This window comes from Flavobacterium sp. JAS (genome assembly GCF_020991455.1).
In the GTDB taxonomy this organism is placed as follows: domain Bacteria; phylum Bacteroidota; class Bacteroidia; order Flavobacteriales; family Flavobacteriaceae; genus Flavobacterium.
Map to the genome: position 1 here is coordinate 370,030 of NZ_JAJMOX010000007.1, position 12,432 is coordinate 382,461.

General features: G+C 40.8%; 11 protein-coding genes. All 11 read right to left on the reverse strand.

Going from position 1 to position 12,432, the window contains the following annotated elements; all coding sequences use genetic code 11:
- Window positions 1–38: 38 nt before the first annotated feature.
- The gene (locus LPB88_RS12645) at window positions 39–4,088 is read right to left on the reverse strand and encodes a two-component regulator propeller domain-containing protein (RefSeq protein ID WP_230716053.1); all 4,050 of its coding nucleotides are present in this window, start codon (window positions 4,086–4,088) and stop codon (window positions 39–41) included.
- A 299-nt stretch (window positions 4,089–4,387) separates the two neighbouring features.
- On the reverse strand, window positions 4,388–4,564 hold the full coding sequence (locus tag LPB88_RS12650; RefSeq protein WP_132037023.1) for a histone H1: 177 nt from the start codon (window positions 4,562–4,564) through the stop codon (window positions 4,388–4,390).
- Window positions 4,565–5,090: 526 nt separating this feature from the next.
- Window positions 5,091–5,891 (reverse strand): hypothetical protein, encoded by an 801-nt coding sequence (locus tag LPB88_RS12660; RefSeq protein WP_230716054.1) that lies wholly within the window; start codon window positions 5,889–5,891, stop codon window positions 5,091–5,093.
- Window positions 5,892–5,919: 28 nt separating this feature from the next.
- Window positions 5,920–6,750: a conjugative transposon protein TraN gene (gene traN / locus LPB88_RS12665; protein ID WP_230716055.1), complete on the reverse strand. Its 831-nt coding sequence runs from the start codon at window positions 6,748–6,750 to the stop codon at window positions 5,920–5,922.
- A 20-nt stretch (window positions 6,751–6,770) separates the two neighbouring features.
- Complete coding sequence (traM, locus tag LPB88_RS12670; RefSeq protein ID WP_230716056.1) at window positions 6,771–8,063, reverse strand: conjugative transposon protein TraM; 1,293 nt, start codon at window positions 8,061–8,063, stop codon at window positions 6,771–6,773.
- Window positions 8,045–8,500 (reverse strand): hypothetical protein, encoded by a 456-nt coding sequence (locus LPB88_RS12675; RefSeq protein WP_230716057.1) that lies wholly within the window; start codon window positions 8,498–8,500, stop codon window positions 8,045–8,047. Before LPB88_RS12675 ends, traM begins: the two co-directional genes overlap by 19 nt.
- Entirely contained in the window at window positions 8,497–9,108 is a 612-nt protein-coding gene (gene traK, locus LPB88_RS12680; protein ID WP_230716058.1) for a conjugative transposon protein TraK, read from the reverse strand. Before traK ends, LPB88_RS12675 begins: the two co-directional genes overlap by 4 nt.
- 30 nt (window positions 9,109–9,138) lie before the next feature.
- The gene (traJ, locus tag LPB88_RS12685) at window positions 9,139–10,341 is read right to left on the reverse strand and encodes a conjugative transposon protein TraJ (protein WP_230716059.1); all 1,203 of its coding nucleotides are present in this window, start codon (window positions 10,339–10,341) and stop codon (window positions 9,139–9,141) included.
- A gap of 5 nt (window positions 10,342–10,346) precedes the next feature.
- Complete coding sequence (locus LPB88_RS12690) at window positions 10,347–10,982, reverse strand: TerB family tellurite resistance protein (RefSeq protein WP_230716060.1); 636 nt, start codon at window positions 10,980–10,982, stop codon at window positions 10,347–10,349.
- Between the two features lie 11 nt (window positions 10,983–10,993).
- Window positions 10,994–11,608: a hypothetical protein gene (locus LPB88_RS12695; protein ID WP_230716061.1), complete on the reverse strand. Its 615-nt coding sequence runs from the start codon at window positions 11,606–11,608 to the stop codon at window positions 10,994–10,996.
- Between the two features lie 12 nt (window positions 11,609–11,620).
- Complete coding sequence (locus tag LPB88_RS12700) at window positions 11,621–12,304, reverse strand: conjugal transfer protein TraI (protein ID WP_230716062.1); 684 nt, start codon at window positions 12,302–12,304, stop codon at window positions 11,621–11,623.
- Window positions 12,305–12,432: the final 128 nt, after the last annotated feature.

A 12,432-nucleotide genomic window follows, 5' to 3' on the forward strand; every position in this document is an offset into this window, starting at 1 on the left:
CCGGGGTGTAGTTACGCGAGATGACAATTAAGAACCTTTTACTTGATAATATTCAGATCTGCGTTAAAGGAGCTCTTGTATTTTTTAATGTATTCTGAAGGGGTCATCCCGAAGAGTTTTACAAATTGCTGTCTGAAATATTTAGGATCTTCAAACCCCACCTCGGCGCTTGCCTGGGCAATATTGATATCCTCGGTCAGCATTAACATGGCAGCTCTTCGAATCCTCACCGAGCGAATAAAAGCATTTAGGGTCTGTCCGGAAATGATTTTAATTTTGGTATATAAGGTTCTATGGCTCATTCCCATTTCAAGGGCGAAGTTTTTAATGGTAAAATCTCTTTTATGAATATTGGCCTCTACAATATCAATACATTTCTTTAAGATCTCTTGATATTCTACAGGAACCTTTTGGGTGTTTTCTTTAAGGGTAATACTATCGAGGAAATAAGCCCTAAGATTGCTGCGGTTTTTCAACAAAGACTCTACACGGGCCAGGAGTATATCATCATCAAAAGGTTTGGTGATATAATCATCGGCCCCATCGCTAATTCCCTGAAGGTGCGTTTCAGGGTTTTTGGATGCCGTTAATAAAATTACCGGAATATGAGACAAATCAGGATTCTCTTTTATTTTTCGGCACAATTCCAGACCGTCCATTTCCTGCATGGTAATATCGCTTATAACCAAATCCGGCAGGTGTTTTTTGGTCAGCTTCAACCCTTCTTCTCCATTCTCGGCGCTGTAAACCATATAATTAGCCGAGAATAATTTGATCAGATAAGCCCTGATATCGGCATTATCATCAATTATTAAAACGGTGCGTTTTGGGGTAAGCATTATTTTTTGAAAATCATTCTCTGAAATCAAGGCATTAGATAGCGCACTATCCTCTTGGATTTCATCAACGATCAATTCATTGAACAATTCACTACGCTTGGGAATTTCACTAGTGATCTCTACATTTTCAAAATGACTGTCTCCTTTTAAAAAGGTGAGTTTAAAAACACTCCCTTTGCCTATTTCGCTTGTACAGCTCACAGTGCCTTTGTGTTTGTCTACAAAATATTTTACAATATAAAGTCCAATTCCAAAGCCGGTGCCCACTGAAACTTTTGAATTGATTTGTTTGAATTTTTCAAAAATAACCCCTATGTCTCTCTGGTGGATTCCATCGCCATTATCAGCGATCTCGAGTATTACTTCATAATTGTTCTCACCGAGATTCAGATTAATTACCCCGCCCATTGGTGTGTATTTAAAGGCATTAGACATTAAATTAAACAGCGAGATTTCTATTTTTTCATAATCGCCAATGATCTCAATCTCATGATCGGGAATATTAAAATTGTAATGGATCTTTTTATCTTTTGCCTGATTGACAAAACACTGATACACTTCATTGCATAAATTATTTACATTAATGGTTGATAATCGAAGCGAATCGGCATCGTTTTCGGCTTTTCTAAAAAGCAATAACTGATCCACCAGACTCAAAAGTCTTCTGGCATTTCGATGCGCGATGGCCAAATCACTTCCCGAAGAGCCGTTTTGGACATTTTCTTTTTGAACGGCTTTTTTCAGCGGGTTTATAATAAGTGAAAGCGGCGTTCTAAACTCATGGGAGATGTAGGTGAACATCGAGGATTGTTTCTGGGCAATTTCTTTTTCTTTTTTGCTTTCGAGTTCGGCGATTTTAACCTTATATTTTAGTTTTTCCTTGTTTTTGTGATATTCCAAATAAGCAAAAATACTGGCAATACCCGCTAGTAAATACAGTCCATATGCCCACCAGGTTCTGTACCAGGGCGGTAAAACATTTATGGTAATGAGGCTTTGCGCCTTATTCCATCCCCCTGTAAAATTGGTGGTTTTTACTTTAAAGGTATATTTGCCCTCTGGTAATCTCGAATAATTTGCCTTTCGGGCCTGACCCACAAAATTCCATTGCTGGTCCCAGCCTTCAAGGAAATAAGCATAATTGATTTTGTCGGCGTTAGTATAATCCAGGGCCACAAACTCGAGTGATAATGTGGTCTGGTCATAAGGCAAACTTACCTCTTTGATTTTCCCTGAATCCCACTGGACAACCAGATCTGTTTTACTCTCTTCAATTGGCTGATTGTTGAGGTAAAAATCCGTTAACAAAAGATTATTTTGTTGATTGGATCCTTTAATGGTCTGGGGAAAAAAGACATTAAAACCATTGATTCCTCCAAATAGAAATTCTCCGCTTGATAATTTCAGTCCGGCATTAAAGCTAAACTGATTGCTTTGAAGTCCATCGTTTACTGAGAAATTTCTAAAGGTTTTTCTCTTTTTATCAAATCTGCAAATACCATTATAGGTGCTCATCCAAAGATTACCTTCTTTATCTTCGAGCAATCTTAAAATGGTGTTCGAGGGTAAACCATCATCTATGGTGAGTCTTTTAAAGGTATTTGTTTTTCGATCAAATAACAGTAAACCACCCTCCTGGGTTCCCAGCCAGAGATTTTTGTCTTTGTCTTCATGGATACATCTCACGGGATTACCAATGGTTACTTTATTGATTTTTCGAGTTTCTTTCTCTATAGAAAATAGCGTGGTATAATTTCCTCCCCAAAGCCTGCCGTCGCTAGTTTGGATAAGGCATTGCAAGTTGCGGATGGATTTATCAAAGAGTTCAAAGTTATTCTTGGTCTTATTAAAAAGATATAAAGAGCCTTCATTGGTAGCACTGGCCCAAATATTAGCCTTGGAGTCTTTGTACACAAACCAGATGTTTTTCTCTGTTTGCCCAGTAAAGGGATTGTAACAAGAATAATGCGCAACGGTATTAGTTTTCGGGTTTATTTTACTCACCCCGCCTGCCCAGCTAGAGAGCCAGATCTGGTTATCAGTATCGCGAATTATACTGGTTATAAAAGGACTCGATAACTTATTGCCGTAACTGATGTAGGTATTGTTTTTTCTGTTCCAATATTTGAGCCCTGCCCCATCGGTACCCACCCAAATATTGTTTTTTTCATCTTCGCAAAACGATAAAATAAAATTCTGGGCAGGATCACTGGCATTATAGCGGATCGTTTTAAAATATTTGGGCGTACTGCTGAGCATGCTAATTCCCCCTCGCAGGGTACCAAACCATTTGTTGCCTGATTTGTCTTCGTAGAGGCTCCAAACCGAATTGCTTTTAACCAGATTATTGTCTTTTACAGAATTCCAAGCCATTGCTTTTTTATCGGACCCTATAACCCTGTAGATTCCACAACCATCGGTTGTAATCCAAAGGTTCTTTTTCTTATCTACAAGAAGATCCGTCACGCTGCATTTATTGGAAAGATAGTTCTTCGAGAGTCTACCCCACTGGGTATTAAAAAGAAAAACGCCTTCATCTGTTCCCAGCCAAAGATTGCCACCACTAGAGGATTTCATTGCTTTAACTTCAATGGAGAGTGGAAAAACAACCTTCAAACTTTTTGTGGTAATACTATAACTGCAAACACCTATATTTTTGACATATACCCAACAATGCCCTTTTTTTATCTCAGGCTGAATTGCTATGGCGTCATAATTATCAATGTTGGGTTTATTTCCTTCTGCTTTAAGGGAGATGTGTTTGCCGATAAAGGATCCGTTTTCAAAACTAATTAATCCCAAATTTTGCGAGGCCACCAAAACCAAATTCTTTGAAACCGAGCTGCTCTGATGAATAATATCTTTTAAGATCTTGGGCTTCTGATTTAAAATACTATACTCCACAGGGCCAAATGTAGCACTGGTTTTATTATAAATACAGATGCCGTTAGAGCCTCCAATCCAGATGTTATTTCTTGAATCTCCTTCGATATTATAAATGGTATTAAATAAAAGGGAATTTTTATCGTTGATTCTATTGCGATAGACCTTAAAATTATAGCCATCGTAACGATTGAGTCCATCATAGGTTCCAAACCACAAATAACCCTCTTTGTCCTGAAAAATTGTTGTTACTGAATTGTTGGATAAACCATCGGATATATCGAGAAACTTTACAGGATTATCCTGCGACTGAACTGATGGTACAAAGCCAATTAAAAGTAGAAAATACAGCACAGAATACTTCAAAATAAGGTGGTGTTTTTTTAGTTATGTGTAGAAAGTACAATTATAAGCTAATTTTATAAATATTTCACAAAAAACAGCAAACAAAATTCACATATACTCCTATATTTATAAGATTTTTTCCTTATTTCTTATTTTTAATAAACCAATCCCTATAAAACAATAAGACCTTTGAAATTAGTTTAGATCAAAGTCCATTGAAAAAAAATAATGTGCTAAAAACCACAATACCACCTCAGATCAGGGCATAAAAAAACCCCGTTTAAAGTACTTAAACGAGGTTATCTTCTTGAATACAAATATTATTTTTTTGATTCTTCGATAGAAACTTTTCTAAACTCTTTTAAAAGTTTTTCAATTTCTAGAGTTGATTTACGTGCTCTTGGTCCAGCAGCTTTAACACCTTTCTCAGTTAAAGATTCAGCTTCTGCTTTGAATGTGTCAATTTCGGCGTTGATTTTTACTAATAGATCTTTCATGCTTATACTTATTAAATTAAGCCGCAAAAATAAAAGTTTCGGCGATAGATTCAACAAATTTGATGTTAAATTTATCACTGTTTTAGCACCTTGAGCAAAGATTCCTCACAATTTGTTTCTTAGCAATTCTAATACTTTACCAATCAAATACTTACAAAACACCATCGCTTTTACAGCCCTGCTAGTAAAATCATCATCGCTGCTTTAATCGGTGCTTTACGTGCCCGTTTTACGCCTTTATTGGGGCAAAAGGTAAATACAGCTGGGCTTATTTTTCTTAAATGAGGGTTCATATCGTATATAACCGTACTGGCTGAGCTCTCTGATATGTTTGTGATAGGTATTAGAGGCTAAGATCTTGGCAAGTGGCATAATCTGATAACTAAAGGCCTTAATTGGATTACAGAAACCCTCTCTGGCACTATAATGCAAAAGCGCGGCAAATATCCCCAGATGAGTACTCCCGATGCGATAATCGTTCTCTATCGAGGCAAAGAACAACACCAGGGATTTCACAATAGGCTCATTAGAGTTTATGGGATCTGTTTTGCCTAGTTCTAGTGGTTTGTTTTGCCTCTTGGGATTCCTTTGGATTTTCGCTCTGGCTTTTTTTTTTAATTTCGCCAACATGTTCGTATTGCACTTCGATCTGATTGAGATCCTTACAGAGCTTGTTGTCCATTTTTTTTTGATCGGCATCGTAAATTATGATGGTCTTAAATTGCGGGTCGGCCTGAATAAAATAACGAATCTCTTGGCCTTCTTTTAAAAAGGTGGCGCCCTGCAAATTTCCTTTTTTTAGCGAGCGCATCAGGTCCTCTTTATACAATTGGTTCCCCAATTCCTTTATAGGGTATTGGGCCAATGTAGCCTCTAGATCATAACCGTAATTTTGATGATAGTGCTGGAGTTTAAAATTCCCCTGATCATCGCCTTGCTTGAGATCCATTTGAAGCCAGGCGTTATAAGGCTGTCCCTCACGGCTGGTCAGATCCTTATTAACCGCCCTGCCCTGCAGGAGATTTTGCGCTTCTTTCATAGTAATATTTGCTCCTTTTCCTATATAGAACGTATGCTCCAAGGCCTCTGTGATATCTTCTTTTTGCATCTCGAGTCTGTAGGAATTAAAAAAATACATATCGGTATCTTTGGCTTTGTTAAAACTCAAGGTAGCCCTGGCTACCCGGTCCTCTGTATAGGTCTCGTGGTAGAGTGTAAAACTCGGCTCGCCTTGTTTTAATTTTTCTTTTAATTCCATCTCTAGTGCCTCACCAAATCCGGTGTACTTCAGCTGATCGCGTAAGTATTCAAAATTTTTCTCGTTCATGGTATCCGTTTTTAAAATTTGTACTTGTCTATAGACTCTTTAATATTTCTAAATCCATCAGGTGTTTATTTTTAATATTAAGCTCGAGTTGTCTCTCCCCTTGTTTTTCAATGACTTCAATGGTGAGGTATTTTCCCTGGGGTATGGTAAACTTAGGCAGGGCAAAAACCACACTAAGGCGTGACCGATCAAAAATCGTCCCCAACTCGGAGGTGCAGAATATGGGATTAATTTCAATTTCCTGCCAGGCTGTGCGCAGGGATTTTTTTTGATCGCGAATAAAAAACCGCAGCTGGTCAACCTGGTAGTTAATCTTTGATTGATTGACAAGCTCTACTCTAAAATACAGGATCTCCTGGTAAATAAACAGACCCGTGAGCTCCAATTTAATATCATATTTGCTTTTATAAAGACCCGAAGTGCTTTTCATTTGGCAGAGCGCCAACTGGGCATACTGCTTGATTTTTTCCTGATTATCATGCTCTGAGGAAAAGAGAATCTCCCCATTTACAGCCGTTAAATCATCCGCTCTCAGACTCAAAACAGGGCACTGCTCGTTGAAATTTACCACAAAGCCATAGAGCCGGCCATCTGAGGTTACAACCGTTAGATTGGTTTGGGTAAAATTTACCTTAGCGGCTTTGACCAAAAGCATGTTCTCTACCCCTTTGGCTTTCTGAACCAAAATATCCCCGCTTCCCTTATCCACGCTCCTCACGGGGTAAGGAAATACAATGCTTGTGGTTTTAGAATAACCCAGCTCCAGGACATTGGCCTCCTCACCGCCACTTTGCTGCGCGAATCCCATCAGGGTCATGACTAAGGGTAAGGCTACAAGCCATAATTTAATATTTTTCATCTTAGCGTATTATTAAAGCGTTATTTCGCATTTTTCTCTTTTTCATCATAAAGCAGTACCTGATATCCGGCTTTAAGGACCACTTTGATTAATTTCACTTTTTTACTCAGCAGCGTTTTGGCCGCCTCCACTCCCATACCCGCTGCCTGCCCACCCCAGGAATCCTCCAAATTTGCAATACCCAGGGCCTGTATCGAGCGATCCGTTGAGGCTTTGGCAACATCTCTGTCAATGGCCCCGGGAATATAAATCCCCCCGATGCCATCCAAATCGTAAACGCAGAGCTCTACAGGAAAAATAGAATTCTTAAACCGTATAGCGCTGATCTTAACCTCGAGCCTTTCTCCCTTTAGAGCGGCTATTCCAAAAACAAAACTGTTCTTTGGAATCAGGGTCCCACTTATAAAAACAGCATCGATGAGCCTTAACTTTACAATAGAGCCGTTTACAATTCTCTGAGTCTGGTGCACTACTGCCTCAAGGGCATTAGAGCTCACCTCTTGAGAGGTGGTATCCTCCAGGGAATAAAAGGCATTTTTGCTCGTGTTAAAAGGCCTTTTCAAATCAGAATCCTCCAAGGAGGTTAGATTTTGCTGCTGCTTATTTTTAGTAACCGAGTACACCTTGCCTTTTTGTTTTTGTAAAGACTGCCTTAATTTTTCCCGCGCCCTCTCGGGATGCTGAATATCGAGAATATTCTCGAGCATTCCCCCGAGCTCCTTAAGCTCCTTATCGGGCTTCTCAGAAGAGTCCATCTTGGAGATCCTCTGCTCCAAAGTTCTTATCTGATCCTCCTCTTGGCTAGCCCAGGAGCCTCTGTAGTCAAATTCGCTAAGATCCTGGTTATGATTTATACCCTTAGAAGGCTGGGCAATTGCCTTTTGAAGCGCTTCTAATTTTTGATACACTCGGTGCTCACTGTCTCCTTTAAAAGAGGTGGTATTGAGCCCCCTTTTGGATTCGCTCACAGTTGGATCCCCTAGCCCGACCTCGGAATTAAACAAGGAATCCTCCAGGGCTAAAGCGTCCCGATAATTAGGATCTTTTTTAATCTCTTCCTGGTGTTTTATCGAATCCATCAGGGCCTTATCATAATAACTCATTTTATTCAGGGTAGAATCCTCTTTAAATTTTGGATTGGGCAAAATAGTATTAACCCCTCCCTTGTCTTTTTCCCCCTCACTTGCCCCTGATCCTTTGCCTCCACCTAATGCCCAGAATAACATTGTTAGAAAAGGCAGTAGTACCACTGGCAAGAGAAGTAGCATCTTACGCTTTTTTTGCTCTTTTACACTTAGTGTTTTCTTTTCCATGGCTGTGCTTTATTCAAATTTGTTCTGTCGTATTTTTCAATGGGTCCAGGGTCCTTCAAATCTAGCGGCTCCTCCCATTGTGACTGCTCCCCAATACTGCTGCTGTCTTTGGATTTGCCCGGAACCCTTTCAGGGGCTTTTTTAACCAACACCTGCTCTTGGGGACTCCCTATGTTCGCCGCTGGGCTTATCCTGGTAGGTGTAGAGAAAATCCCTACCTGGGCCCTTTGCCCACTGACAGGAAACAAACCTTTATACAGATGATAAAGGCTCGTAGCCCCAAAGACCAGCACAAAGAGCCCCAGCGCGCATAAAAGCCTTGCTCTTGAGAGATCCCTAGTTAGGGCTGTCATTTTCCTCGCCCATAAATCCTGGAGCTCTAGACAATACCCCCCTGGCCCTCTAAGCTTTTTTCTTTTTTTAAACAGCGCTTTCATTGCTCCCTGTTTTCAATCCCTAAATCTTTGTTGTCAATGGTCCGCCAGCGCTCTATCAAAAAGCCATGGGGGTTGTTATCACTCCTGGCCACATTTCTAAGGGTACCCTCAGTTATAAGATTGCGATGTAAAATACTGGTGGTTCTTATGATATTTTGCCTGGCATAACATCTAAAGGGATAAGGGTACTCATTGGTGTCTACTTTTATACTGTCAATGGTAATGCTCTGGGAGATATTCCCTGAGATAACCCCAGCGTAATAGCCATTTTCTTTCAAGTCGTTATAAACCCTTTTAGCCGTATCATCTGCCAGATAAAGCGCCTTGGAGAGATTTGCCCTAATTACTTTATCATCGGGATCCAGAGAAAAAAAATAACTGTGAAATGTTCTCACATGGTCCCTGGCCTCAACCGGCACGTTGTCTTTGCGATCCGAGGCGTAGGCTTCTAAGGCTTTGCCGTTGGCCAGTATGTAAACCCTGTCTTGCATCAGGCTAACGGTGGCAAAACTTTTATAAAGGGCATAAGAACTAATGATGATGCAGCCCACTATGACAAGCATGGTAAAGCTGCGGACATATCCAAATGCAGTTTCTATATTTTTCATCCTGGTAAACATAATCTTCCCTGGTTTACATTAGTTGGAATTTCCCCTTAGCCTCTCACTCATAGGGTTGCCTTTATCATTGGAATGTCCAGAACTGCTTGCCGATGAGCTCATACCCCCATACATACTACTCGCGGCGCTGCCCATGGCCCCCAGAGCCATTGCTCCTGTTTGTGAGCCCCCGCTAAGGACCGTAGTGGTGGTGTTTGTAAAAGCGCTGGTTACTTTTTGTCCCAGTGCCCCCTCTGCGGCCGCATGAACAATAGAGTTGGCCACTGATGGGACCGTAAAGTATCCGATAATTCCAATGATCATAAAAATCAAATACGCGATATCGGTGCTGCTAAAAAAGGTATCACCGGATTGGTTCACCTGCGCAATATCGAGTTTGAGCATCTGCTCCTGGATCTTGCCGATGATACTCCCGAAAATATTGGCCACGGGCAGCCATAAATAAATTGTAATATAACGCCCCAGCCATAGGGTGAGGCTCTGCTTAAATCCATCAAATACAGCAATTCCAAAAACCAGTGGCCCCAAAACCGAGAGTACCACTAATTGAAAGGTTCTAAGGGTATCAATGCACAGAGCTGCCGCCTGAAAAAGAACCTGCAAAACCTCACTAAGCCACTGCTTGACTGAATTTCTAAAATTATAAGAGGCTTTCTCCATGGCAAACCTCACATTGTTTCCAATACTTGCCATCATGCCCTCATCGGCAGCATCTTCTCCATGGGTATACTCATACCACTGCTCTCGATCACCTGTCCCTGTTACCCCTACGTACATTTTCCAGGGATTGGTTTCTTTGATGGCTTTTTCTTTTTCTATTAAAAGCACTTCAATGGCCTTGTTTGACCCCTGAACCATCGCTGCTGTGGCGCTAAGAGTTGGTTTTAGAACTCCATTTAAAAGGGCCAGCACCGATGGAAAAATCAGAATACAGAATCCCAGGACAAAGGGCCTGAAAAGAGGATAAAAATCAATAGGCTCTGCCCTGGCGATATGGCGCCAGACACGAGAAGCGATGTACCATAGGGCTCCAAAACCTGCTATGCCCTGCCCTACAGCCAGAAGATTGCTACAAAGAGGCATCATCTCATCGTAAAGCTGCTCTAGAATCTGATGCAGTCCCTTGGTATCATCCCCTATACTTTGTCCCTGACTCATTAGGGGCAGCAACAAGGTTATAAGGCTAGATACAATCCTTTTTTTTAGCGGCAATACATTCATCACTTTTAGTTTTTTAATTCATAAAGTCCCTCCGTGGTATGCAGATCATTTGTCTCTTTGGCGCGCTGCAGGGCCAAAATAGCTGCCGAGCCATTAAAATTTCTAACAAACTGGACCTTATTTTGCATAGCTGCATAAATCTTATCAATGGCCTCTAGTCTTTCCTCATCGGACATCCTTAGTTTATTGGCCGTTAGAATAAGCAGAAGCTCATCGAGATTTCTAAGGCTCTCCTGGATCAGATTCTGGTATACTTGTTCCAAATAAGCCCTCTCCTTTATGGTAAAACCCTCACTTTTGCAAAAGCGGTTAAAGCCCCTCTTACTCTCTTTTACCAGTAGCAGTTGATCCTTTGCAATATCCCCTACCTTTTTATAATTTCTCACCACCGGGCTCACTTGCAGTAGGGCATCCAAAAATCTTTGATGCAGGGTGAAATTTCCCTGGGATATATCCTTCACCGCCTTGTATCCCCCTGATAAAATCTGGTAGCCTTTTTTCATGTCCCTTAGAATCTCTTTGAACTGAGCCAGTTTTTCAATATTGAGCACTAGCTGCTGGATTTCCTGCCCCTGGGCGGCCCCTTTATTTGGAATTAGGCCAATTAAAAGGATAACTGCTGAGAATAAAATCTTTTTCATGGGAATTCGTTTTATAAGTCCTGTAATGCCCTTTGGTACTGTACCTCGTTTTTTTCCTTGCCCCTTTCGTGTGATAAGAGTAATGCCTGATGGCTAAAGTTTTTACAAAAAGTATAATCCTTCAGCATCGTTTGATACAAAAGATCAATTCGCTCCAAACGCTTGGCATCTTTCATCTCTACTGTGCTGTCTGTTGTAAGTGTTAAGAGTTCTTCTAAGGTCCTGTTGCAATTTTGAAATACGCGCTCAAAGCTCCGCTGTATATAATCGAGTTCACTGCCATAAAACAAATCATCCTCTAAGAGCTCGTTGGTAGTTTTTTTATACGTTGTTACAATTTTTAACTGCAAGTCTATAATCTGGGCCACCCTTATATAGTTTTTGATCTTTGGAGAAACTTTTTTGAGGGAGACAAAATAATCTAGGTGGGAACTCATCTCACCATCTTTCAGATCTTCTATTAAATTAAGGCCGTTTTTAACCATGCCATATCCTTTTTTCCCATAGTCTATATAGATCTTAAGAGCTGCTATTTGCTCCAGGAGCATCTTTCTCTGCCTGGCCTGAGCCTGCAATGGAGGCAAATTAAGGCCAATGGCAAGAAGTACCAATAGTATCGTTTTCATCTTTGCTCTGCTTTAAGGGATCCCGTATAATTCTTTGACTTTATTTACATCACTAGCTCCCTTGGCCCTTTGCAGGCTCAGCACTATATTTTCTCTATTAAAGCGCCTTAGATGGTTGTAATTCTTATCAATTTGATCACCGGCCGCATTTATGATCTCGAGCCTTTGCAGATCACTCATCTGAGTGGCAAAAGACTCCAGGATTAAAAAAATCTGATCCATATTTTTCATGCTCTCTTCAAGGATTCCCGAGTATACCCCTTGCATATACTCCAGTTCCGAGGCAGTAAAATGGCTGTCCCCTCTAAAGAGGCTCCAGGTTCTTTCGTACTGGGCAATTAACCGGGTTTGTTTATTGGTTATTTCTTTTATCCTGCCATAGTAGCTAATAGCGGATTTCACCCTCTGGAGCTCCTCATAATACCCTTTGTAGAGATCGCGCTGTTTTTTACTCCAGTCTGAGATCTCTTGGAGTTTTAACCTCGAGAGTGTATTCTCGAGCTGCTTCTGGGCATTCTGCAGCCAGATGGTTTTGTTCTGCAGGCGCTGCACCCTAAGATCTATGGCCTTAATTACTTTTTTAGTCACGGCCTTTACGATCTCCAAAATCGGAAGAGCGGCCGCCTTTTCCAAAGACCAGACGGGTGTACTGCTTAAAAACAGGCACACTGCCAAAATGATCCATTTCTTTTTCATCTTTGCTTTTCATTTAATTTCCACTGTTCATATCAAAAGCCAGCGCCGCTATGCCTTTTTTTATATCACCACCAAACTTTTGGGCGTAAGCGTTCACTTTCATTTTCTCGCTTTCCTCTGTGGTATAA

Excerpts from the sequence above, each read along its gene's own strand:
- traN (WP_230716055.1), bottom strand. The coding sequence starts at position 6,750 with ATGAAAAATATTAAATTATGGCTTGTAGCCTTACCCTTAGTCATGACC.
- LPB88_RS12660 (WP_230716054.1), bottom strand. The coding sequence starts at position 5,891 with ATGAACGAGAAAAATTTTGAATACTTACGCGATCAGCTGAAGTACACC.
- LPB88_RS12675 (WP_230716057.1), bottom strand. The coding sequence starts at position 8,500 with ATGAAAGCGCTGTTTAAAAAAAGAAAAAAGCTTAGAGGGCCAGGGGGG.
- LPB88_RS12700 (WP_230716062.1), bottom strand. The coding sequence starts at position 12,304 with ATGAAAAAGAAATGGATCATTTTGGCAGTGTGCCTGTTTTTAAGCAGT.
- LPB88_RS12695 (WP_230716061.1), bottom strand. The coding sequence starts at position 11,608 with ATGAAAACGATACTATTGGTACTTCTTGCCATTGGCCTTAATTTGCCT.
- LPB88_RS12650 (WP_132037023.1), bottom strand. The coding sequence starts at position 4,564 with ATGAAAGATCTATTAGTAAAAATCAACGCCGAAATTGACACATTCAAA.
- traJ (WP_230716059.1), bottom strand. The coding sequence starts at position 10,341 with ATGAATGTATTGCCGCTAAAAAAAAGGATTGTATCTAGCCTTATAACC.
- traM (WP_230716056.1), bottom strand. The coding sequence starts at position 8,063 with ATGGAAAAGAAAACACTAAGTGTAAAAGAGCAAAAAAAGCGTAAGATG.
- traK (WP_230716058.1), bottom strand. The coding sequence starts at position 9,108 with ATGAAAAATATAGAAACTGCATTTGGATATGTCCGCAGCTTTACCATG.
- LPB88_RS12690 (WP_230716060.1), bottom strand. The coding sequence starts at position 10,982 with ATGAAAAAGATTTTATTCTCAGCAGTTATCCTTTTAATTGGCCTAATT.